Consider the following 24396-nt stretch of genomic DNA (forward strand, 5'->3'; position numbering starts at 1 on the left):
AACAAAGTGGTCAGTCTGAAGCCCTTCGAACTGATGTCCTGATTTGGACACACAAAAACCTATGGAAGAAGGGGGTGGGCGCGCTATTCGCACCGCGCTCCCCCAATCACTTAAGGTTTTTCAGTTTGCAAGCCAGCTATTCAAAGTCTCGAAGAACGCCGCGTTTTCTTCGATGAACGGATAGTGGCCAGAGTCCTCGAATATGGCGAGTTCTGCGTTCGGCATTAAGGTCGCAATCCGCTCTGCCCCGGGTTCGGGTGGTGTAATGCCGTCGTGGCGGCCAGCTACAACTAGGGTCCGCGTTTGGACATTGGGCAACTGTTCAAGGGTGTTGAAACTGCCGAGTAAGCCGCCGGCGGCGTTCCACGCGCGATGCTCATATACCGTGCGCGCATCTAAATCGTCGCCTACTTCGGGATCCCATTGATGGAAGTACATTTGCACGACGGGATTCCAAGTTGCCTGCCAGTCTGCATCGTCCGCCATGGGCTGCGTGAAGAGCTTCCCGAAGGCTTTCATATTCTCTTCAGGACCAGATACCGTAGGCTGATAGTCAAAGGCCGGGACAGTGTTGATCAACACCAAACCGTCAAGCCGATCCGGATGAGATGTCGCAAATTCCTGACCAATGAAGCCACCGTATGAATGCCCGATCAAGGTGAACGTGTCGTGCCCAAGCAGTGTCATCAATTCCGCCGCATCGGATGTGAGGCGATCAAATGTCATGTCCGCATAGTCATCAGGTCTATCCGAGCGGCCATTCCCGAAATGATCATAATAGACGACTGTGTTTGTTGCTGACAGTTGATCGAAATAGGGGCGTAGGTAGTCGTGGCTTAGCCCCAGACCCCCGTGCATAATCAGGATCGGTGGTCCCTTTCCGATGGCTTCGTAGTAAAGATTTGCACCGTTCACTTCGGCAATCTCCGCAACCGCTGAGCCTGCAAGTATAGCGGCGGTGACCGTGGCGCCGGTTAGAAACCTAACACTATTCATAATGACCTCCTCACTTCGGATTTTGGCTGACACACCTGAGTTTACAGGCCTGGTTCAGGTTTTGGACCCACTCATTTGGTCGAGGGTGGCGCTTGTGTGGAGGGCGCCAACTGACAATGCAAAAAGCCCATCTTTTGACCGTTGATGAGGAAAAAAGGTTTTAAACCAAGGCATTTCCTTACCGGCGTCTCCTCGAGAACAAAATTTGGACGCAATGAGAAATTTTAACAAACTGGCCTGAGTCTGGTTTTGGGAACCGCGGTGTTCCTTTGACCTCAGGCTGGAATGGGGGCTCCGCACGATGGGGTCGGTTCCCATCATGTTGTAAAGTTAAAAGGTGTCGATAGATGTTTAAATACAAAAGCCCACTGAGCCGGATTCTCGATGGAACAAGCGCGCCAGCCGAAGCAGGCGGAGAAGCAGCCGATCAGAATGAAGGCGTTGAAGTTTTCAAAGATACAGATGTTTTGCGTCGGACGCTGTCCGGGGAACGCCTGGAACAAGAGCCTCATGATGAGATCTCCGATCCGGTAGCTGACGAAGGTGAGCCAGAGGTTGACGCTGATACAGTATCTGAACCGGCTGAGGATGAGGCGAGCGCTGCACCGGCTATCGAACTTGTAGAGATTACAAATGACACTTCTCAGAATGAAGATGTTGCATTCTCTTTTGAGCCTGTGCCCAAAGTTGAAACCACGACAGTAGCCGAGGTTGCGCCTGAGCCTGTTGTGGTACCCGAGGCTGCGCCTGCCAGTGCGGACGCACCAGAAGCTTTGGCCTCAAGCCGGCGCAAACGCGTGAAAACGACCTTTATTGGTTTTGAACAGCCAGAGAACCGCGTTCAGAACCTGATGGACAGCGCTCCGGTTGCCAAATCAGAAGCCGTTCGTGTGACTTTCCCTGTCGGTTGGCTGGTCATATCCGATGGACCTGGTCGCGGCACCAGCGTCGCTTTGTCAGGTGGTCTTATGCAAATCGGCCGCAACGACGATCAATCCATTCAATTGGATTTCGGCGACAGCGGTATTTCGCGCAGCAATCATGCTGTGATTGCGTATGATCCCGAAGATCGCAAATGCTATCTGGGTCACGGAGGCAAAGCCAATCTTGTGCGCTTGAACGGTGGTCCGGTGCTGAGCACGGTGCCGCTTGCAAGTGGCGACAGCATTCGGATCAGCGAAACCACGATGCGGTTTGTTGCATTCTGTGATGAGACATTCGACTGGCAGGACGACTAAACTATGCAGCCAATTCGACCTTTGGTGCGACCCGGTTGCCGACATAGATGACGATGTCGCACCAGAGTGATCCCACGGTGTGTTCTACTGGGTCGGGTAATTTCTCAAGACAGCTCGGTGCCGAAGACAACCCGTCTTTGCAGGTAGAAATCAGCGTGGTGGATACTGCGACAGCAACCCGAACAGGGATTCCGGCCTGATCATTTCCAACGACCTGTAAACTTCACAATCGTCGAAAATGGGTTTGAAGATAATGCCACGATTGCGCTTCTCAAACAATGAGGTGGCGCAATTTACCTTTAAAATACATACGTTTGCGCGATCAATTCAGGGCGCGAACCGGTCCTAAAATCACCACATATTCTTCTTGGGTGGACCACATTGGCATCCGTAATGTCGCAGTAAGTACAAGCGGTGGGTTAACGATTAAAAGGGTAAGGTTGACTGCTATGAAACTAAACAGACGCGCGTTCATGAACAGCGCTTCACTAGCTGCGATTGCGACGTTACTGCCGGTTGGCGGGAACGCATTGGCAATGGCCGTTGGTCAGGTTGCGCACAGAATTTTGGCCGCTGACAAGCTAAGCTTTCTGACCGAAAAGGTCGCAAAGGCGGTTGTGCTTCTAAGCCTGGGTGCAGAGGTCGAAAAGGACCTCAAGGAACTGCAGCATGCGCATGATGAATTCGACGACATCCTGCTGGGCTTCAAAGAGGGCAAAGGCTCGTCAGGTGTTGACCGCGAACGCTTTGTTTCGGTGAACAATGCCCTGAAAGAAGTGGAAGCACTTTGGGCCCCCTACCGTACAGCTATCGAGGAAATCATCGAGGCTGGGTCGGTCGACGATGAACACCTTCACCTTATCGTAGACAATGATGAGGTTCTGGAAAAAGCCTGCCATGAGGTTGTTCGCAAGCTGGAAGAGGCTTACGGCGACGTAGACATCGATATTGCGTTGGCATTGGCATTGGATTTTGCGGGCCGTCAGCGGATGTACACGCAAAAAATCTGCAAAGAGATCGCTCTGGCCGCGACAGGTAAAGAAACTGCCGAGCATCACAAGAAGTTCAAAAAGAACGCCAAGAAATTCGGCAAGATCATCGATGTTTTGATCGAGGGCGGCAGCAGTTCGATCACGATGGCAAAACCACCCAGCAATGCGGCGCTTAAGGCTCTGACAGAAGTCCAGACGCATTGGGCCAAAATGCAGCCAGTTGTCGAACAGCTTGACAGCCAGGAAGTGCCCAATATCGATGACGTCACGCATTTCTGCGCTGAAATGGATGTTCTGGAAATCGAATCAGAAAAAGCCGCCTTGCTGTATGAAGAGGCGATCAAACTGGATTCCTAATTTCCGGCCTTAATTTCGACTGTTCCAAGTCTCAGTCGTAAACGTAACCGGTTTTCACATGAGAGAGAAAACATCTTTCAACAACCAAAGATTACCCCTGAAAAACAGAGTGCAGGCCTCGTGATCTTTGGCAGTTAGAAACAGGTGAAAACCAGCTTTGTGGCTCAATCGCTTTCTTAATTGGAAAAGCAACGAAATCGAAACGATGCCACAATCCCGACCTTTTTGTTGCACAAAAATAGTGCATCAAAACTACATCAAAAGAGTGCTGACTCGAGGAGTTAAGATGTTGAGTTCCAAGTTTTCACGGCTTTGTATGGCCGCATCAATCGTCTCAGGTTGCATAGCAACCGGGGCCGTTGCACAAGAGGTGCGACTGACTGGCAAAGACAGTAACATCGATGTCATCGGTAACCTGCTTTCGTCGAAAGACGGAAAGTATCTGGTCGAAACGGACATCGGTGAATTTGTCATCAACCAGGATCTGGTGACATGTGAAGGCGAAGCCTGCCCGACCGAGCAGACTTACGTCTATGATATGGAGATTTCCGCTCCGGATGAAATCGCCGAAGTATTGGTGCCAATCCTGGCCGAAGGTTACGCCGCGGCAGCCCTGGAAGCCGAAGCTCAGTTGTATGACGAAAATGGCGAGCCGGTTGATACTGAAACAGTGGATGTTGGCGACCATAAATATGGTGAAGAACACGACTTTGCGTTGGTTCTGACGGATCTCGAAGGTGACGACGTTGCCACCTTTGGAATTCATACAGCGAACGGTGCGCGGCTGTTTGAACGGCTGGCAAGCAGAGATGCGTCAATCATTTTCGCCGAAACAGCTGCACGAAAAGCAGATCGGTCGATCGTGTCCGAAGGGCAGGGTGGCAACTTGCGTGCCTTTGATCAGGAGCGGGTTATCGCCGTGGACGGTTTTGCAATGGTTGTGAACCCGTTGAACCAGATCCCCAGCCTGACTGTTAAGCAAGCGCGTGACATCATGGCCGGTGACATCGCCAACTGGTCGGAAGTAGGCGGTTCAGACGCACCGATTCATGTGTATTCCTTCGACCCGCAAACTGAGGCGTATCATCATATCGAAAAGCTTCTGTTCAAAAAGTCTGACAAGACGCTGACAAACGAATCCAGCATCGTGCATGACAGAACCGAGCTTTCGACTGCGATCATGGAAGACGTAGCCGGATTTGGCATCGTCAACTACGCGTCTAAACGTGCAACCCGTGCGGTTCCGCTGCGGACAACCTGTGGCATCATTCAGGATCCTACCAACTTCAACCTCAAGACCGAAGAATACTATCTGCAGGAACGTGTTGTGGCTTACAACCGCTCGGATGTTGAAGGATATGCACGAGAGCTTGTTGATTTCCTCGACGACAGCAGCCTTGACGGGTTGGTCGCCAAGGCAGGCTATATCGACCTGTCGATCGCAGCAGACAGTCAGGAACGTGCTGCAGAACGACTGGCGGCCGAGCTTGAAGAAGGTGAGAACGAGTACGAGGCCGAATTGGTCGAGAGCCTTCTCAAGAACATGAACACGCATTCGCGTCTTTCCACGACGTTCCGTTTTGCACCAGGTTCCAAACGCTTTGACAACAAGGCCGAGCGAGATCTGATGCGTATGGTGCGTTACCTGAAAGAGAACAAGCCAAGCGAAGTTGTGGTCGTGGGGTTCACTGACAACAAAGGCCCGTTCGACTCGAACCTGCTGATTTCTCAGGAACGCGCAGAAGCCGCCCTGGAACACATCATCGAAGTTGCGACAGATGGTGAGCTGGAAGGGATTGAGATGAAAGCGGCCGGTTATGGTGAACTTGAGCCGGTGGCATGTAACGACAGCCCGCGTGGCCGTGCAATCAACCGCCGCGTCGAGGTTTGGATCGCGGAATAAATAACGAATGGAAGCCACGGCGTGTATTGCCGTGGCTTCGTCATAACAAGTTCAATTTTTTCAAGGCGTAGTTCGAGTATGAAGACCTGGTTAAAATACACTGCAGTCGTTGCGTTTACCGGATTTGCATCTGCGGGGCTGGCACAGGACGTCACTCTGACGGCCAAGGATGGCACCAGATCAGTTTCGGGTAAGCTTGTGGCCGCGCAGCCCGGAAAGTTCATCATTCGGTCCAATATCGGCGTGCTGTCATTGGATGCTGATGCATTTGACTGTCAGGGCACGGCATGTCCTAAGGTGCTTCCAACAAACACGGATCTGGTTGTCGCCGGGGCGGCGGGTCTTGCCGACATTCTGCTGCCGCTGGTTGTCGAAGGGTTTGCGGCCGAACAAGAACTTCTGTCTGATGTGTTTGATCTTCAAGGTTCGCCCCTGGGCGAACAGTCTGAATTCAGCTCTTTAAGCGACCGCGGCAATGCCACGGACGAACCGAGCGCCTTTGACATCCTGATCACGGATGAAGATGCAAACCCTGTGCACAATGTGCTGGTCAAAGAAGCATCGGGCCAGGGGCTGTTCGACACCCTGATTTCGCAGGCGGGCGATTTGATTATCAGCGAAGAGCCCGTCACGGCAGAGAATTACGTACAGGCCAGAAAAAACGGTCTTGGGGAACTGACCGCTTTTGAACAAGAACATGTTTTGGCCGTGGATGGTTATACCGCCACTGTAAATCCGAAAAACACCCTTGGAACTCTGACAATTGATCAGATTTCACAGGTCATGTCCGGTGAAATTGACAATTGGCAAGATCTGGGTGGCCCTGATCACAAGATCAACGTCTACACTTTGCCAGAGGCGTCAGAAGCCTTTCATCGGATCGATGCTCTGATCCTGTCGCCGCAGGGGCGTCAGGCCCATTCAGACACAAAGACGGTCAGGTCCGTTCGCGCGCTTTCGCGGGCCATTGAAACCGATCCATATGGTTTTGGCGTCATGCGATTTTCCAACATCCGCGACGCCCGGCCCGTCCCGTTGCGCAGTGAGTGCGGCATCGTTCATCTGCCGAACCAATTCGCCATGAAAACCGAGGAATACGGCCTGCAAAACCGCGTCACTGCGTATAATCGCCGTGACCTCAACGGTCTTAGCGCTTCGTTTGTGAGCTTTCTCGACAGCCCCAAGATCGATGGGCTGGTGTCAAAATCAGGTATCACAAGCCTGTCTGTCATCGAACAGGACGAGGCGGAAAAATACCATCAGCTTCAGGCTGACATCGAAACGATGACGGATTCGGCCAACGCGACAGAAGTCCGTTCATTCGTCGCGGACAGGCTTACGACAACGCGCCTGTCCACAACGTTTCGCTTTGCGCCGGGATCCGCGAATTTGGACAACAAGGCCAAACGCGATATCGCCCGGATTGCCGACTACATTGCCGACGTCAAGCCAGACAGAATTGTGCTGGCCGGCTTCGCGGACGCGGGCGGCAGTTTTGGCACGAACCGCAGCTTGTCGCTGACACGCGCAAAGAAGGTTCTGAGAGAACTAAGAAACAACGTTGATCAGAACGGAGCAGAAAGCACTGCGATCGAAGTCCGGGGTTATGGCGAAATGGCGCCAGTTGCTTGCAATACAAACCCTGCGGGTCGCGCAAAAAATCGGCGTGTAGAGGTTTGGAGCGAAATACGAAGGTCCAATGCCGATGGGTTGGCATGGGAAGGTTAGGAATTAAAAGTCAGTGCCTTAGTTCACTCAGGTAGCGGCACTGACAAAACAAGGGCCAGACACAGAGTAACCTGGCCAAAGTAAGGTAACGATTATTCATGGTACAACCAGTTCACACTAGCCAGCAGTTTCAAGATGAACTTGCTCCGGGAACTCAGCTGTTATCCGGTCAGTATACAATCATCCGTTTTCTGAACAGTGGCGGGTTCGGCATCACGTATCTTGCCAAGGACAGCCTCGAACGAACTGTTGTGATTAAAGAGTGCTTCCCCGAGGCAATTTGCCGAAGAAGCGAAACGGCGGTACGCCCTCGTTCGCAGTCGCATGTCTCATCCTACGAGGCGCTTGTAAGGTCTTTTGAAAAAGAGGCCCGCAACCAGTCCAAACTTGCTCATCCAAACATCGCAGGCGTTCATCAGGTTTTTCGGGACAATGAAACGGCATACATGGCGATTGACTTCATCGAAGGTCAGGATCTGCTGGACACGATTGAAGAGCGCGACAATATCCCGCCGGATGAAGTTGAGAAAATGTTGCGCCAGACGCTCGAAGCGGTGGGTTTCATTCACAGCAACGGAATGCTTCACCGGGATATTTCTCCGGACAACATATTGATCAACAAAAAAGGTGAACCTGTTGTCATCGATTTTGGTGCCGCCCGAGAAAGCGAAGCTAAATCTGACCGGGCCATGTCGATGCTGCGTGTCGTCAAAGAAGGTTACTCGCCACAGGAGTTTTATCTGCAGGGAGGAGAGCAGGATCAGTCCAGCGATCTGTATGCGCTGGCAGCCACATTCTACCACGTCATCAAGGGAAACGCGCCGGACGACAGTCAGGCACGGTTGGCCGGCTTGGCTCAGAACGGAGCCGACACCTATAAGCCGCTGGAAGGCGCAATAGAAGGTTATCGCCCGTCTTTCCTAAGGTCACTTGATCGGGCGCTGAGCATTCCACCCGCGGACAGGTTCCAGTCCGTACAGGAGTGGCTGGATGCGCTGAATGAAAAGATGCCGGTCGAAACGAAGGTGGTACCCACAGATGTCAAAGAGGTCAGTGATACCGTTGAAGTGAACAAGAAGTCCGAGCGCAGTGGCGGTTCCAAACCTGTTGCTCTTGTCGCACTTGTTGTTGCTGCGGTGATTGGCGGTGTTGGATTTTTCGTCATGCAAGGCGGCACTCCAGATTCGACGGAAGCGGATGTGGCCAATATCACGACCCCGGCGGTGGCGCCTTTGGCGGAGGAAAGCGCGGTTGCGGTGGAAACACCGGATCAGGAAACCGCAACTGTCGCAGACGCCGCAGTAGAAATAGAACCTGCGGCAGAGGAGGTCGCAGTATCGGAGACCGCCGTAACACCGGCTGCTTCGGCAACCAATTGGATTGGTTGGTCGGGGCAGGCGGTTGATCTGCCGTTTGCAACCGTTACGACAGCGCAGCCACAAGGTAGTTTTTCGATGGTCACCTTGGTCCGGTCGGACCTGGATCAAAACGCAACGGACTGGCTGAAATCCGGCACGATCATCTATTCGGTCAACGGCCATCTGGTCGTGGATGATGCGTCAATCATTCGTGCGATCCAGTCAAAATCGGATGTCTCTAGCACGGGTGAGAAGCTGGTCGAAATGAGGGTTAAAACCGCGACAGACGGCCCCGTTGTTGAACAGAATTTGACCGTCCGCACCGGCAAGGTCACCGAACTGACAAATGGTGTGCAGTTTATGACGGTTAGCATCGGCGACGACAAATGGATCACAAAAGTGTCCCGATCCCCATCGGCTATTTCGTCTTTGCGCGTCGGTGACGTCGTTGTGTCGGAAGCCGCTTCCAAGATTCCCTTTGAAGGTCAGAATGCGATTAAAAAGACCTTTGAGGCATTGGGTGAAAATGGAGAGGAAACGGCGCAGTTAACGATCGCCCGCAATGGCGAGTTGAAGGCCGTTGAACTGCCGCTTGCGCCGTAAAGCCCGAATTCAAAGAGGAAACCGCAATCTAGCTGAAGGTGGATAGGAGGTCGAATGACTTCGAACCGTGTTTTTAAAGATCGCCGGAACACTTTGGGTGCTGAAAAGCGTTCGAATCCAACTAACGCGAATGGGCAGGACCCCGACTCGTCAAACAGCCCTGTTCAAGCGCAGAGCACGCGAGCGCGCGCAGGGGTTTTGAAATTGGGAGCGTTCCAAACCAAGAAGCCTCTAGGAAACTTCGCCGCGGGTAGACACATGAACTTGAAGAACTTGTTAGATCCCTACTCAGAAAAGCTGATGGTGCAATTAGAAAAAGTGAAGGGGCAAAAAATTTGGGGGCAATCTGTCCCTCGGATTGATATGGCGACCGCTATTGATAAAGGACAGCGTGACTATCAAGAGGACGCGATCCTGATGGATTGCCCCGTCGGTTCCGATACCGGTATCGTGGTCGTGTCTGACGGTATGGGTGGTCATGCCGCCGGGGATATCGCGTCTAAAATTGTGGCCACTGAAGTGTTCAAATACTGGAAGTTTTCTGGTTTGAATTGCCTGTCCTCGGACGCCGAAGTTCGAGAATGCCTTCTGAAAGCAGCCGAGGAAGCGAACGGCTGTTTGAGCGAGGTTGTTAGCCGGTATTCTGAGACCAAAGGTATGGGGGCAACCCTTTTGGCGCTCGTGTTGATCGGTACGCGGGCCTTCTGGATGTCCATTGGAGATTCGCCGCTGTACCGCCTGCGTGACGGAGAGTTATGTCAGCTGAATGAAGATCACTCGATGGCACCTCAGATCGACATGATGGTGAAACTGGGCATGCTGGATCAGCAAAGCGCCGATGAACACCCTGACCGAAACACTCTGACGTCTGTCATCATGGGGGGCGACATCCCAAAAATCGACTGCCCGGAACACGCATCCCATCTTGAGCCCGGCGATATCTTGATAGCGGCCACGGATGGTCTGCAATTCCTGAGCGAAGAAGAAATCCAATCCATCGTGGCTGGCAATCAGCCACACAGAAGTGAAACGATTGTTGCAAGACTTGTCAGAGCGCTAGAGGACCTGGAGGCGCCCGATCAGGATAACTTCGCCCTTTCCGTAATCAAGATTGGTGAGTGACATTCTGCTGCCCGGTGGCGCCGGCCCTGCTGCCTGAATTTGGTTGAAATGACCTGGAAATCAGGCTTCTACGAGGTATTTCTCTGAAAGAGGCAAGCTCGCCGCACCAAGTGAGCGGGCGTCCGGCCCAACAGATCCGGCATGAATTTCCGGTCGATCCAGACCCGTTAGATTGATGCAGGACAACTGCGCTTCGATCTCTTCAATAAGTCGGGTTTTGATGTCCGGCGGCATCCAACCGTCTATTTTCACGCATTCGAAATCGATAACACTGCAAGACGAGGCGATGGCATAGGCCAACCCAAACGACGCTTGTTGCAACCAGTTGCTCAGATGAGTGTCTGGTACGTCCCATCGGTTCGTCGATTCCCACATCAAGTTGGCAGCATCACCGCTGCCTGCAATCGATCGTTCAAGGACATAAAGGCTGGCCACGTCGATCAAGGGCTTTACCTGACCTGTTTCCGTCGGGACGGGCAGCGGCCCCAAAGCGCCCGCATTTCCTCGTCCAGAAAAGATTGATCTGTTCAAAACCACGCCTCCGCCGATGAAGTAGCCGACGTAGAAGTATAGAAAATCTCGCGGACCTTCTGCGGGACCAAAAACCAGTTCTGCCCCGCAGGCCGCCGTTGCGTCGTTTTGCAGGAAAACCGGAAAGTCATAAATCGAGGCTAGGGTCGCTTTGATATCCGCTGTGCGCCATGGATCCATTTCTTCCTGAGATACCTGCAGCGTCTGGGCCCAGTCCCAAAGAAAATAGGGCATCGCGATCCCCAAACCTGAAACTCTGTTTTGTTCGAGTGGGGGCAGACCGGACAGCATTTTGTCAAGCGCTTCGCGTGCGAAATCCAGCGTCGCGACAGGAGTTGGATAGTCATAAGTCCGTCTTTCACGCTGGCGGACATTGCCCAGAAAGTCAGTCAAAACCAGTTCAGTGCTACGGCGTCCAATTTTCAGACCCAGAAACAATGCCCCTTCGGGGTTCAGCCGCATTGGAACTGAGGGCTGTCCGACTTTCCCGCGGATCGGTTCACCTCGCAGCAACAGCCCGTCTTTTTCCAGCTGGCGCATGATGACTGAAACTGTTTGCGCCGAAAGCCCCGTCATGCGCGCGATCTCGGATTTGGCCAGCGCCTGATGTCGTCTGACAAGCGACAAAACAAGCCGTTCATTGCGCGCGCGCATGCCGCTTTGGTTGGTGCCGCGCACGTCAGAAACCCGATCTGATGGCGTGTCGTCTTGCTTCAAGTCCACAGGCAACGCTGGCCCTCCCTCGCTTAACAATGTGATCCGCGCCTCGACCTGTCAATAATAATTAAGAGTGATTTATTTATTGACAAAAATACCGAATCTCAAGATGATTTTTCGTGTGGGGTCGGGTCGTTATCCACCCGATCACCCGTATGCCCCTGCGGGCATGGGAGAAACTGGGAGGATTACTGATGAAACTTGCGAATCTTGCGGGTGCTTCGGCGCTGGCTGTAACTGCCATGGCCGGTAGTGCGATGGCAGAAGGCGAAACTGTTTGCCTGATCACCAAAACTGACACCAACCCCTTCTTTGTCAAAATGAAGGAAGGCGCTACAGCCAAGGCTGAAGAACTGGGAATGACGCTCAAGGCATTTGCAGGCAAGGTCGATGGCGATCACGAGACCCAGGTACAGGCGATCGAGACCTGTATTCTGGATGGCGCCAAAGGCATTCTGCTGACCGCGTCGGACACTTCTTCAATTGTTCCGGCTGTGCAACAGGCACGCGACGCAGGTCTGCTGGTGATTGCGCTGGATACGCCGCTGGAACCAATTGACTCGGCCGATGCGACATTTGCCACTGACAACTTCCTGGCTGGGTTGCTGATCGGTCAATGGGCAAAAGCGTCCCTCGGGGATGCCGCAAATGATGCCAAAATCGCCACACTGGACCTTGCGGTCAGCCAACCCACTGTGGATGTGCTTCGCAATCAGGGCTTTCTGCAAGGGTTTGGCGTTGATCTTGCAGACCCGAACGTCATCGGCGATGAAGATGATGCACGCCTTGTCGGCAGTGACGTTACCGCAGGCAACGAAGAGGGCGGTCGCCGCGCGATGGAGAACCTTCTGGCCAAGGACCCGACGATCAATGTTGTCCACACGATCAACGAACCTGCCGCCGCCGGTGCCTATGAAGCGCTGAAGGCCATTGGTCGCGAGAATGATGTGCTGATCGTCTCAGTCGACGGTGGCTGCCCGGGCGTTCAAAACGTTGCTGACGGTGTGATCGGGGCAACCTCGCAGCAATACCCGCTTTTGATGGCGTCTCTGGGCGTTGAGGCGGTCAAGAAGTGGGCGGACGAGGGCGTTAAGCCTGAAAACACGCCGGGAAAAGACTTCTATGACACCGGTGTTGCACTTGTGACGGATCAGGCCGCTGATGGCGTTGAGTCCATTTCAGTGAAAGAAGGTATGGACCTCTGCTGGGGCTAAAGTAATCTGCAGGAGGCTGCAAATGCGGCCTCCTGACACCAAACCACCCTCTCACCCAAAAACTTGCTAAAGTGGTCCGTAGACGGACGCTTGACGCTTGGGGGAATCTTAATGTCCGAGACTTCGCAACAAACCGATGACTTCGAGGCCGCAGCAGCGGGCAGCCCGGAACAAGTCGCCGAGTTTGACGACCATCACCGTGGTTTTGTTGGGACGGTTCAGCACTTTTTGCATGTGAACCCGTCCCTGGTTCCGTTGATCGTGCTTGTTGCAGCTATTGTTGTGTTCGGACTTTTGCTCGGCGCAAAATTCTTCTCACCTTTCGCGCTGACCCTGATCCTGCAACAGGTTCAGATTGTCGGCATCGTTGCTGCAGCCCAAAGTCTTGTGATCCTGACGGCGGGTATCGACCTGAGCGTCGGTGCAATTATGGTGATGTCTTCGGTTGTCATGGGGCAATTCACCTTCCGCTACGGGCTGCCGCCTTCTGTTGCGATCCTGTGCGGGCTAGCCGCTGGTACCGCTTTCGGTGCGGTGAACGGATTTCTCATCAGCCGCATCAAGCTGCCACCCTTCATCGTGACACTTGGCATGTGGCAAATCGTGTTGGCAGCGAACTTTCTGTATTCTCAAAATGAAACGATCCGGTCGCAGGACATCGAAACCAACGCACCCATTTTGCAGCTGTTCGGAACCAAATTTAATGTGGGTGGGGCAGTGTTTACTGTTGGTGTGTTGTTCATGCTTTTGCTCATCCTTGTCCTCTCCTACGCGTTGCGCCATACGGCCTGGGGACGGCATGTTTACGCAGTTGGCGATGACCCAGAGGCGGCTGAGCTTTCGGGGGTCAACGTCCACCGAACGCTGATGTCAGTCTACATGTTATCGGGGCTGATTTGCGCCTTTGCGGGTTGGGCCCTGATTGGGCGTATCGGGTCGGTATCCCCGACGTCAGGGCAGTTGGCCAATATCGAAAGCATTACGGCGGTTGTGATTGGTGGCATCTCGCTGTTTGGCGGTCGCGGGTCGATCCTCGGATCGCTGTTTGGGGCGTTGATTGTCGGGGTGTTCACGCTTGGCTTGCGCCTGCTCGGGGCTGATGCGCAATGGACCTTCCTGTTGATCGGTATTCTCATCATTGCAGCGGTGGCCGTCGACCAGTGGATCAGAAAGGTAGCAGCCTGATGGAACCCATTCTCAAAGGAAGGAACCTAGTCAAGCGCTATGGCAAGGTAACCGCGCTCGATCAGTGTGACTTTGACCTGATGCCAGGGGAAATCCTGGCTGTGATCGGGGACAACGGTGCCGGAAAATCGACGCTGATCAAGGCGGTGTCGGGCGCGGTGGCCCCCGACGAAGGTGAGGTCTGGCTTGAGGGTCAGAAGGTGAACTTTCATTCCCCGATTGATGCACGGGAAGCAGGGATCGAGACCGTGTATCAAACGCTGGCCATGTCTCCGGCACTTTCCATCGCGGACAACATTTTCATGGGCAGGGAAATTCGCCGAAAAGGCCCGCTGGGTTCAGTTTTCAGAATGCTTGATCGGCCTGCGATGGAAAAATTCGCCCGAGACAAGTTAAGCGAACTGGGCTTGATGACGATCCAAAACATCAATCAGGCGGTCGAGACCCTGTCGGGCGGTCAGCGTCAAGGTGTTGCGGTCGCACGTGCTGCCGCATTCGGGTCCAAGGTGATCATTCTTGATGAACCAACTGCGGCGCTGGGCGTGAAAGAAAGCCGCCGGGTGTTGGAGCTGATAATCGATGTGAAATCGCGCGGCATTCCGATCATCCTGATCAGCCATAACATGCCGCATGTTTTTGAGGTTGCGGATCGTATACACGTGCACAGGTTGGGCAAACGGCTATGCGTCATCGATCCCAAGGACTACACGATGTCTGATGCCGTGGCCTTTATGACAGGCGCAAAAGAACCACCGGCCGAACCCCAGGCGGCGTGAGGGCGCGGCAGGTCTGATCGCCAAATCACGGTTGTAGCCGCACATTGGGGTCCAATCCTCTGACGACAAAAAATGCCCGCATGAGTGATGCGGGCATTCCTAGTTTAGCGCTTCTACAGGCTTTACTGCGGGATTTCGCCTTCCAGCCCTTCAACATAAAAGTTCATGCCGGCCAATGTGCCGTCATCTGCGGTCTCACCTTCCGCCAGCCAGTCGCTACCGTCCTGCTTTTTTAGCGGGCCGGTGAAGGGATGATAGCTGCCATCAGCAAGGGCTGCTGCCATCGCCAGTGCTTCTTCTTTGATGTCCGCCGGAACCGCGTCCGAGATTTCACCAATCTCGACCATACCCGGGCCAATACCGTCCCAGGTGTTCGCGGTTGCCCAGCTGCCATCCATCACGGCTTGCGTGCGCGCAATGTAGTAAGGTGCCCAGTTGTCGATGATCGAGCTGACGCGCGGCATCGGAGCGTACTCGCTCATGTCCGAGGCCTGACCAAAGGTGATCACGTTGCCGGCCTCTTGCGCAGCCGCTTGCGGCGCCGTCGAGTCTGTGTGCTGCAGGATCACGTCTGCGCCCTGTTCGATCAGAACCGAGGCTGCATCAGCCTCTTTCGCTGGGTCGAACCACGTATAGGCCCAGATGATCTTGAACTCGACATCCGGGTTCACCTTTTTGGCGTGGATATACGCCGAATTGATGCCACGGATCACTTCGGGGATCGGGTAAGACCCGATATAGCCGATGATGTTCGACTCGGTCATCTTACCTGCGATGTGCCCCTGCACGGCGCGGCCTTCGTAAAAGCGGGCCGAATAGACCGAGACATTGTCAGCCGTCTTGTAGCCGGTCGCATGCTCGAACTTTACATCCGGGAATTTCTTGGCCACGTTGATGGTCGGGTCCATGTAGCCGAACGAAGTGGTAAAGATCAGGTCCGCACCTTCCAACGCCATCTGAGTCATTACGCGTTCGGCATCCGGGCCTTCGGGCACCGATTCAACAAACACAGTCTCGACCTTGTCGCCGAAATGTTCCTCGACGGCCAGACGACCTTTGTCGTGCTCATAGGTCCAGCCGCCATCGCCGACAGGACCGACATAGACAAAGCCGACCTTGGTTTTGTCTTCGGCCATGGCACCCGAGGCCAGACCCAGCGCCATGGCGGCGCTTGCCAGAAGTGATGTGAATTTCATGTAGTTACTCCCCAAGTTGGTTCATTTGGCCCCGTCTAGTGCGAGGCGTGGAAAATTCGGCCAAGTGAGGCAGGTGCGCTGCTCTTGTCGGCCGAAAGGATCACAAGCACAAGGATCGTGATGATGTAGGGTGACATTGCCAGATACTCGACTGGAATGGCAACGCCCGCTGCTTGCAGGTTAAGCTGCAAGACTGTGATTCCGCCAAACAAATAAGCACCCAAAAGCGCGCGCCATGGTTTCCAGCTGGCAAAGACAACCAGTGCCAGCGCGATCCAGCCGACACCGGCCGTCATACCCTCGGTCCATTGCGGCACACGGATCAGGCTGATGTAAGCGCCGCCTAAGCCAGCGCAGGCGCCACCGAACATGATCGCCATGACGCGGATCTTGATAACTTTGTAGCCCAGTGCATGGGCGGCATCGTGGTTCTCACCTACTGCGCGCAGCACAAGGCCAGCGCGCGTGTATTTGAGAACGGCCCAGACCGTAGCGGTTAGCGCGATGCCTACGTATAGGATCGGATCATGCTGGAACAGGATTGGTCCGATCACCGGGATATCGCTGATCACCGGGATATGAATTTCACCCATGCTGGGTGGTTTAATCCCAACATAGCCTTGCCCAAGAAGGGCACTGAACCCCAACCCGAACAACGTAAGCGCCAGCCCGCTGGCAACCTGATTGGCCAACGCCACCTGCGTCAGCAGCACGAACAGCAACGACAACACGGCACCTCCGACCGCTGCCGCAACGAATCCCAGCCAGGGCGAGCCTGTCTCAACCGAGATCGCAAAGCCGCTGATCGCGCCAACGATCATCATGCCTTCGACACCAAGGTTAAGCACACCAGCTTTCTCGACGACCAGTTCGCCGATGGCGGCCAGCAGCAGCGGGGTTGCGGCCACCATCAACGAGGCGACCAGTAGAACGGGATTGATTTCACCTAGGTCCATGGCTCAAGCTACCTCGCTACTGGCCGCACGAATGCGGTAATTGGTCAAAAGATCGAAGGCCAACAGGAAGAACAACAACATCCCCTGGAACACCTGAATGGCCGCGGCGGGCAAGCCCAGCTGAGATTGCGCAATTTCGCCGCCGATATAGGTCAACGCCATCAACCCACCGGCCAGCAGGATACCCACCGGATGCAGACGACCCAGAAACGCCACGATGATCGCGGTGAAACCATAGCCGACATTGAAATCGATGCTGACCACGCCCGAGGGACCGGACACTTCAAACATGCCTGCCAGCCCCGCCAGCGCGCCCGATAGCCCGAGGCAGAACAGGATCAAGCGGGCAGGGCTCACACCGGCAAACTTCGCGGCGCGTGGCGCTTCGCCTGTCAACCGGATGTGGAATCCCAACATGTGTCGGTTTAGTAGAACATAGGCAAAGATCACTGCAATCAAGGCTGTCACGACACCCCAATGCATGCCCGACCCGGAGATTAGTTCTGCATTATGCGCAGCGTCGTAGGATTGCAGATTGCGCGATCCGGGAAAGCCGAACCCTTCGGGGTTCTTCAGCAACCCCAATGAGACCGAGGCCAACATCTGCTCGGCCACGTAAACCAACATCAGCGAGACGAGAATTTCGTTGGTGCCAAATCGCACCTTCAAAAAGGCCGGAATAGATGCCCAGAGCCAGCCGCCAAAGGCACCGGCCAGAACCATGATCGGAAAGACATAGAACGCATCCAGCGGATAAAACGCCAGACCGGCCCCCGCGCCAAAGATCGCGCCCATGATATATTGCCCCTCGGCACCGATGTTCCAGATGCCGGCGCGAAAACCCAATGACAGGCCAATCGCAATCAGCACCAAAGGCGCACCTTTCACCAGCAGTTGTGGGCGATAATAGAATGCAAACTCACCGAACAGGGGGTCCCAGAAGATGGTGCCAATGGCCTCAATCGGGTTCTTGCCCAAAATGGCGAACAAGATCCCCCCGAACATCATCGTTGCCAGCACAGCCACCAAAGGGGTCGCATAGGACCACGCCTTGGACGGCTGAGGCCGTTTCTCCAAAACAATCACACGCTCATCCCCCCGCGTTCTTCATCTTTTTGTAAATACTCTCGCCGAAGGCGATCCCGCAGGTCACACATGGGCCACCTCCATGCCATGTGCGCCGCCCATCATCAGGCCAATCTCTTCCACGGTCAGACCAGTCGTCTCGCGCGGTGCGCTTAACCGCCCTTCATTCAACGCTGCAAAGCTGTCTGAGATTTCCATCAGCTCATCCAGGTCCTGACTGATACAAACAACCGCCGTGCCTTTGGCGGCCAGATCCAGAATGGCCTGCCGGATCGCGGCCGCAGCCGCCGCATCCACGCCCCAGGTCGGCTGGTTCACCACCAGCACGTCGGGATCTTGCAAAACCTCCCGTCCGATGACGAATTTCTGCAGGTTGCCGCCCGATAAGGACCGCGCCGCGTTCTCGGGGCCGGGTGTGCGAACGTCGAATACTTTGATGATTTTCTCGGCAAAGCTTTGGGTCTCGGCCCATTTCAGAAACCCGTTGTTTTCCAGCCCCTCGCGGACCGATCCGGTCAGCAATGCGTTCTCGGTCAGGCTCATGTCAGGCGCCGCCGCGTGTCCCAACCGTTCCTCAGGCGCTGTCAGCACACCCAGCTTGCGCCGCGCGGTGGGGCCAAGCTTGCCAATGGGCTGACCGTTGAATTTGATGGCATCTGCGGTCGTCAGGATTTCACCGGACAGCACGCCCAGCAATTCGTCCTGGCCGTTTCCGGCAACGCCACCGATACCCAGAACCTCACCTTTGCGCACCGTCATATGCACATTACGCAATGCGGTGCCAAATTCAGAGGGCGACGGCACCGACAAGCCGCTGACGTCCAGTGCGACATCACCGAACTCACGCCCGCTGCGCTCTGGTGTCTGCAAGGTCGAGCCGACCATCATCTCGGCCATATCCCGCGCCGACGTCTCGGACGGAACGCATTCGCCCACGTTCTTGCCTAAACGCAGGATCGTGGCGTGGTCGCACAGCGTCCTGATCTCTTCCAACTTGTGCGAGATATACAGGATCGAGGTCCCCTCGGACCGCAGCTTGTTCAAAGTCTCGAACAAAATCCCAACCTCTTGCGGTGTCAGAACCGAGGTTGGTTCGTCCATGATCAGCAGCTTTGGATCTTGCAGCAGGCAGCGAATGATCTCAACCCGCTGCCGCTCGCCGGCAGACAGGTCCCCAACAGTTCGAAACGGGTCCAGCGGCAGGCCATAGGTCTCGGATACCTCCCGGATACGCGAGGCCAGATCCCCCATCGCTGGTGGGTTCTCCATCCCCAACGCTATGTTCTCGGCCACGTTCAGCGCGTCAAACAGCGAGAAATGCTGGAACACCATCGCGATCCCATCAGCGCGCGCTGCGCGGGGCTCGGATGGTGTAAACGACTGACCTCGCAGCAACATTGTGCCGCTGTCGGGTTTCACCAAGCCGTAGATCATCTTCACAAGCGTGGATTTACCCGCGCCGTTTTCGCCCAGCAAGGCGTGAACCTCTCCTTCACCGATGTCAAAGGACACCTGATCATTGGCCACGACACCGGGGTAGGCTTTGGTCAGCCCTTGCAGGCTCAGAAGTGGAGTGGTCACGCGCTCAGGTCCTTCTTCAGTTCGTTCTGCCGGGCCGGGCTCAGGATCTGCGCCGCGACACCAACTGCGATCATCTGCGGGTGCTTGCCCAGTGATGGGTCGCCAATCGGGCAGGTGATCCGTCCGATCCGCTCGGGCGAATGCCCAAGGGCCGCCAATCGCGACCGAAACCGCGCCCATTTCGTAGCCGACCCAATCAGGCCCGCAAAGCGGAAATCGTGCAAAAGCAGCCTGTTGCACAGTTCCAGATCCAGATTGTGTGAATAAGTCAGCACAAGGTGCTCGGCATCGCGCGGAGCGTGACGAACTAGCTCGGCGGGCTTCGCCGCTGGCAAAGTGGTTACGCTCGCGGGCACCATTTCGGGAAATCGCTCCGGTCCGGTGTCAACCCATGTGATCGTTAGATCGGGGAGGGGCGACAGAACATCAACCAAGGCGCGGCCTACGTGGCCAGCGCCCCAGATCCAAAGATGACGGGTTGGCTTATGCACCGGCTCCACCATCCAGCCGTCGATGAGTTGCGGGTCTGGCTGCGCACCCTGTCCACGCGCCTTTGCCAGCATGCGCTTCACCGACAATGGCATCTCACCACCAGACACCGGCCGGGCAACAATCGCGTCGTTCAAGCTGTCCACAGTTGCTAGGTCATAGCTCTCGCTAAGCAACGTCACTGCCCCACCGCAACATTGCCCCATGTCTGGCCCAAGCGCATGCTGCGTTAGGCGGGAAAGTGCGATTTGCGATCGCGCCGCCTCGGTGGCCTGAAACTCCAGGGTGCCTCCGCCGATCGTGCCGATTTGACCTGTCTTCCATACAAGCATCGCCGCCCCGACCTCGCGGGGGGACGATCCCTTGATCCCGGCAATCACAACGCGGACCACTGTGCCGTGGTTAATGACCGCCTCCCTCAAAGCCTCCCGATCAAATCCCATCAGGTATCTCCCCTTACCCTTTGGACGCCATGCCAGACGTGTTCAGCCGTGGCCGGGGCATCCAGCGCTGGATAGCGAGTGCCGCAGGCCGCTACCGCATTCGACAGCGCCAACCAGGCCGAAATGCCCAACATGAACGGCGGCTCACCCACTGCCTTGGACCGATAGATCGTGTCCTCTCGGTTTTCGGCATCCCAGAGCGCCACGTTGAACACATCGGGCCGGTCAGAGCAGGCCGGTATCTTGTAGGTCGACGGCGCGTGGGTGCGCAGATTGCCCTTGTCGTCCCAGATCAGTTCCTCCGTCGTCAGCCAACCCGCGCCCTGCACGTAACCACCTTCGATCTGCCCTATATCCAACGCCGGGTTCAGCGACGCGCCCGCGTCATGCAGGATATCCGTGCGCAGGATGCGGTTTTCGCCGGTCAGCGTATCCACCGCAACCTCTGTGACCGAGGCTCCGTAAGCGAAGTAAAAGAACGGCCGACCGTGTCCCTTGATGCGGTCCCATTCGATCCCGGGGGTTTTGTAAAACCCGGTTGCGGACAAGCTGACCCGCCCCTGATAGGCGAGCGCCGCTGCTTCGGCAAAGCTGTAGCGTTCCCCACCAACTTCCACATGGCCGTCGGTGAAACGAACGCTTGACGGATCGGCTTGATGCCGTTCGGCCAGGTAGTCCGCCATGCGGTCCCGGATCGTGTCACACGCGGCTTTGACCGCCATCCCGTTCAGGTCACTGCCGGACGATGCCGCCGTGGCCGAGGTATTTGGGACCTTGGCCGTATCGGTTGCGGTGATCTTCACCATTTCCAGCGGGATACCAAAACGCGCCGCCGCAACCTGCGCTACTTTCTGGAACAGTCCTTGCCCCATTTCGGTGCCGCCATGGTTCAGATGGACCGAGCCATCCTGATAGACATGCACCAGCGCACCCGCCTGGTTCAAATGCGTCAGCGTGAAGGAGATACCGAACTTGACCGGAGAGAAGGCAATGCCCTTCTTGATCACGGAATTCTGGGCATTCCATTGCGCGATGGTTGTTTTACGCGCCGCGTAGTCGCTGGAGGCCAGCAGGGCGGACGTCATGCCATGCAATTCAAAGTCGCTGACTTCCATGCCGTAGGGCGTCGAGTTGCCGCCTTCGGGTACAGGGCGTACAGGGGCGCTGCCCATCTCAACCGCGCCGCGGCTGGTCAGATCTTCGTGTGGACCGGGATGGCCCAGCGGATTTGTTGTTGCGGCAATGTCTGCAACCGCGCGCGCAGGTTCATAATAGTTCCGTTGCCGCAGCTCGACCGGGTCCATCCCCAGCTCAAAAGCTGCGTGGTCCATGACGCGTTCGATGCCGACCATGCCCTGCGGGCCGCCGAACCCACGATAAGCCGTGGCGGATTGGGTGTTGGTCTTCAGCCGGTGACTCTCGATCCGCGCACTGGGCAGTAAATAGGCATTGTCGGAATGCAGCATGGCGCGATCCGCGACGGGCAAGGACAGATCTTGAGCCCAGCCACAGATCGCATAGTGCAGGAATGAAACACCCTGAACATGCCCATGTTCGTCAAATCCGGCGCGGTACGAAATGCGGAACGCATGGCGCTTGCCCGTGATGATCATGTCGTCATCCCGATCATAGCGCATCTTGCAGGCTTTGCCTGTCGCACGCGCTGCAATCGCACAGGACACAGCCAGAGCATTGCCCTGGCTTTCCTTACCGCCAAAGCCTCCGCCCATGCGGCGGGTCTCGACACGGACGGCGTGCATGGGAACGCCCAACGCATCCGCAACTTTGTGCTGAATTTCCGTCGGGTGCTGGGTTGAACTATGCACCAGCATATCTCCGCCCTCATTCGGCACCGCCAGCGCCGCCTGACCTTCCAGATAGAAATGCTCCTGACCGCCGATCTCGAACGTGCCCTCGATCACATGGGTCGAGGCTGAAATGGCGGCATCCGCATCACCCTTGGCGTAGATGCGCGGGCCGTCTTCGAACCGACTGTCGGCGGCCAAAGCCTCTTCCACCGTCAAGATCGGCGTCTCTTCGGCATAGTCGATCTTTCCCAATCTTGCGGCCTTGCGCGCGGCCAGATGGCTGGTGGCGACCACAAGGAAAACAGGCTGGCCGATGTAGCGAACCGTACCGTCGGACAGCAGCGGTTCATCATGGATCGAGGGCGAGACGTCATTTGTAAACGGCAGGTCTTCGGCCGTCATCACCATCACGACCCCCTCGGCCGCCTTCACAGCCGACAGATCCATTGCGGTGATTGTACCCTTGGCAATCGGGCTCAGGCCAAAGGCCAGATGCAGTGACCCTTTGGGCGTCGGGATGTCATCCACATAGCGGGCGGCGCCAGACACATGCAGCGGCGCGGCATCGTGAGGGAGGGGTTTGGTTACGCTCATGCCGATACCTCCAACACGTTGGTCGCTTCGCCCTGATCCTCAAGGAAATAGCGCTCAAGCAGTGCCTTAGCCGTTTCAAGCCGATAGCGTGCCGAGGCGCGCATGTCCGTCATCGGGGCAAAATCATCGGCAAAGGCCAGCTTGGCGGGTTGAATGGTCTCGTGCGACCATGGGTTTCCGAGCAGCGCAGCCTCAACATTTGCAGCCCGTTTGGGGACGCCGGCCATGCCGCCAAAGGCGATACGTGCCTCAGCGACGACACCGTCCGCGACTGAAATGTTGAAACATCCGCACACGGCCGAGATATCCTGATCGAACCGTTTGCTAAGTTTGTAGCATTTCAACCGGTCCGCTTGACGCGGAAAGCTGACGGCTTCGACAAATTCGCCGGTTGCGCGGTCTTGCTTGCCGTAGTCAATGAAGAAGCTCTCCAACGGGATCGATCGCCGCGCGTCGCCTTTGCGTAGATGCAGAGTAGCCTTCAGCGCGATCAGCGCTGGCGGGTTGTCCCCGATGGGGGAGCCGTTTGCGATATTACCACCGACAGTTGCTGCGTGGCGCACCTGAACACTGGCATAGCGGCGGATCATCTCGGCGTAGGACGGATGCAGATCAGCAAGCGCTTCACCCATCTGGTTCATGTCGACCATGGCTCCGAACCGGATTTCGTTGTCGGTGACGGTGATGTCTTTCAGGTCATCACAGCCATTCAGGAAAATCACCGGATCCAGATCGCGAAGCTGCTTAGTGACCCACAGGCCCACATCGGTCGCACCGGCGACCAAAGTGGCATTCGGGTGGTCGGCGTAAACCTTGGCCAGGTCGTCCGAGGACATTGGCAACATCGGGGACGATGATGGCAATGCGACCGGTTTGTCCTTGACCCAAACCGGGACGGGCTGATCCTCGACCGCTTGCGCGGCGCGGATGATCGGCGCGTAACCCGTGCAGCGGCACAGGTTGCCCGCAAGTTGGGTGTCGTGATCTGTTGCCCCAGTGGTGTGACCGGCCACCATCGACATGACAAAACCCGGGGTGCAGAAACCGCATTGAGATCCGTGCAGGTCTATCATCGCCTGTTGAACAGGGTGTGTCTCGCCGTTTGGGCTGCTGGCACCTTCTACTGTACGCACAGCCTTTCCATGCAGCTGAGGTAGGAACAGAATGCAGGAATTCAGCGCCTTGGCGCCGTCTTCGTCCGTCACCATGATGGTGCAGGCCCCGCAATCGCCTTCGTTGCAACCTTCCTTGGTGCCGGTTAGGCCGCGATCCTCGCGCAGCCAGTCCAGCAGGGTCGCTGTCGGATCAACATCCGCCAGCTCCACTGTCTCTCCGTTCAGAAGAAACGTGATGTTCATTCGTGAAACCCGTCGCGTTACCCGGTTGCGCCCCTCGGTGCCCTCCTTCGATGCGACGTAGAAAGAGCGGCGGGCTGGTAGCTTGCCGTTAGATGTTAGAAACAGCGTAAGTGATCTGGCAAGAAAAACTGCCTATTTAATGCACCATTGTATACAGACGGCAAT

The 24396-nt window shown here is 55.8% G+C and carries 18 protein-coding genes; 9 read left to right on the top strand and 9 right to left on the bottom strand.

Annotation, left to right across the window (positions count from 1 at the left end; all coding sequences use genetic code 11):
• Window positions 1-120 precede the first annotated feature (120 nt).
• Window positions 121-996, bottom strand: coding sequence for an alpha/beta fold hydrolase (locus D9K61_RS03300; RefSeq protein WP_120631833.1), 876 nt, complete (start codon window positions 994-996; stop codon window positions 121-123).
• 347 nt (window positions 997-1343) lie between these two features.
• Between D9K61_RS03300 and D9K61_RS03310 the strand changes: the two genes are divergently transcribed.
• From D9K61_RS03310 to D9K61_RS03335, 6 genes are all read left to right on the top strand, one after another.
• Window positions 1344-2234: an FHA domain-containing protein gene (locus tag D9K61_RS03310; protein WP_120631835.1), complete on the top strand. Its 891-nt coding sequence runs from the start codon at window positions 1344-1346 to the stop codon at window positions 2232-2234.
• 449 nt (window positions 2235-2683) lie between these two features.
• On the top strand, window positions 2684-3583 hold the full coding sequence (locus D9K61_RS03315; protein WP_162946722.1) for a type IV pili methyl-accepting chemotaxis transducer N-terminal domain-containing protein: 900 nt from the start codon (window positions 2684-2686) through the stop codon (window positions 3581-3583).
• A gap of 286 nt (window positions 3584-3869) precedes the next feature.
• Complete coding sequence (locus D9K61_RS03320) at window positions 3870-5486, top strand: phosphate ABC transporter substrate-binding/OmpA family protein (protein ID WP_162946723.1); 1617 nt, start codon at window positions 3870-3872, stop codon at window positions 5484-5486.
• Window positions 5487-5564: 78 nt separating this feature from the next.
• Window positions 5565-7214, top strand: coding sequence for a phosphate ABC transporter substrate-binding/OmpA family protein (locus D9K61_RS03325; RefSeq protein ID WP_120631838.1), 1650 nt, complete (start codon window positions 5565-5567; stop codon window positions 7212-7214).
• A 98-nt stretch (window positions 7215-7312) separates the two neighbouring features.
• The gene (locus tag D9K61_RS03330; RefSeq protein ID WP_120631839.1) at window positions 7313-9175 is read left to right on the top strand and encodes a serine/threonine-protein kinase; all 1863 of its coding nucleotides are present in this window, start codon (window positions 7313-7315) and stop codon (window positions 9173-9175) included.
• Window positions 9176-9433: 258 nt separating this feature from the next.
• Window positions 9434-10297 (top strand): PP2C family serine/threonine-protein phosphatase, encoded by an 864-nt coding sequence (locus D9K61_RS03335; RefSeq protein ID WP_162946724.1) that lies wholly within the window; start codon window positions 9434-9436, stop codon window positions 10295-10297.
• A 60-nt stretch (window positions 10298-10357) separates the two neighbouring features.
• Here D9K61_RS03335 and D9K61_RS03340 read toward each other — a convergent pair whose 3' ends face one another.
• The gene (locus D9K61_RS03340; RefSeq protein ID WP_120632084.1) at window positions 10358-11482 is read right to left on the bottom strand and encodes an ROK family transcriptional regulator; all 1125 of its coding nucleotides are present in this window, start codon (window positions 11480-11482) and stop codon (window positions 10358-10360) included.
• Window positions 11483-11739: 257 nt separating this feature from the next.
• Here D9K61_RS03340 and D9K61_RS03345 point away from each other — a divergent pair, with 257 nt between their 5' ends.
• The 3 genes from D9K61_RS03345 (at window position 11740) to D9K61_RS03355 (ending at window position 14720) form a co-directional block, all read left to right on the top strand.
• Complete coding sequence (locus tag D9K61_RS03345) at window positions 11740-12759, top strand: sugar ABC transporter substrate-binding protein (protein ID WP_120632085.1); 1020 nt, start codon at window positions 11740-11742, stop codon at window positions 12757-12759.
• 111 nt (window positions 12760-12870) lie between these two features.
• Complete coding sequence (locus D9K61_RS03350) at window positions 12871-13944, top strand: ABC transporter permease (protein ID WP_120631841.1); 1074 nt, start codon at window positions 12871-12873, stop codon at window positions 13942-13944.
• On the top strand, window positions 13944-14720 hold the full coding sequence (locus D9K61_RS03355) for an ATP-binding cassette domain-containing protein (RefSeq protein WP_120632086.1): 777 nt from the start codon (window positions 13944-13946) through the stop codon (window positions 14718-14720). Before D9K61_RS03350 ends, D9K61_RS03355 begins: the two co-directional genes overlap by 1 nt.
• Window positions 14721-14842: 122 nt before the next feature.
• Here the strand turns inward: D9K61_RS03355 and D9K61_RS03360 are convergent, their stop codons facing one another.
• From D9K61_RS03360 to xdhA, 7 genes are all read right to left on the bottom strand, one after another.
• On the bottom strand, window positions 14843-15916 hold the full coding sequence (locus D9K61_RS03360; RefSeq protein ID WP_120631842.1) for a BMP family ABC transporter substrate-binding protein: 1074 nt from the start codon (window positions 15914-15916) through the stop codon (window positions 14843-14845).
• A gap of 35 nt (window positions 15917-15951) precedes the next feature.
• Window positions 15952-16872 carry an ABC transporter permease gene (locus tag D9K61_RS03365; protein WP_120631843.1) on the bottom strand — a complete coding sequence of 307 codons (921 nt, stop codon included), beginning with the start codon at window positions 16870-16872 and terminating at the stop codon, window positions 15952-15954.
• Window positions 16873-16875: 3 nt separating this feature from the next.
• A complete protein-coding gene (locus tag D9K61_RS03370; protein ID WP_120631844.1) occupies window positions 16876-17958 on the bottom strand; it encodes an ABC transporter permease in 1083 nt (360 codons plus the stop codon).
• A gap of 63 nt (window positions 17959-18021) precedes the next feature.
• Window positions 18022-19539, bottom strand: a complete 1518-nt coding sequence (locus D9K61_RS03375; RefSeq protein ID WP_120631845.1) for an ABC transporter ATP-binding protein — start codon at window positions 19537-19539, stop codon at window positions 18022-18024.
• Window positions 19536-20471, bottom strand: a complete 936-nt coding sequence (xdhC, locus tag D9K61_RS03380) for a xanthine dehydrogenase accessory protein XdhC (RefSeq protein WP_120631846.1) — start codon at window positions 20469-20471, stop codon at window positions 19536-19538. Before xdhC ends, D9K61_RS03375 begins: the two co-directional genes overlap by 4 nt.
• Window positions 20471-22873, bottom strand: a complete 2403-nt coding sequence (gene xdhB, locus D9K61_RS03385; protein ID WP_120631847.1) for a xanthine dehydrogenase molybdopterin binding subunit — start codon at window positions 22871-22873, stop codon at window positions 20471-20473. Before xdhB ends, xdhC begins: the two co-directional genes overlap by 1 nt.
• Window positions 22870-24231, bottom strand: a complete 1362-nt coding sequence (xdhA, locus tag D9K61_RS03390; RefSeq protein ID WP_120631848.1) for a xanthine dehydrogenase small subunit — start codon at window positions 24229-24231, stop codon at window positions 22870-22872. Before xdhA ends, xdhB begins: the two co-directional genes overlap by 4 nt.
• Between the last annotated feature and the right edge of the window lie 165 nt (window positions 24232-24396).

It is taken from the genome of Ruegeria sp. EL01 (genome assembly GCF_900313035.1).
GTDB lineage: Bacteria > Pseudomonadota > Alphaproteobacteria > Rhodobacterales > Rhodobacteraceae > Ruegeria.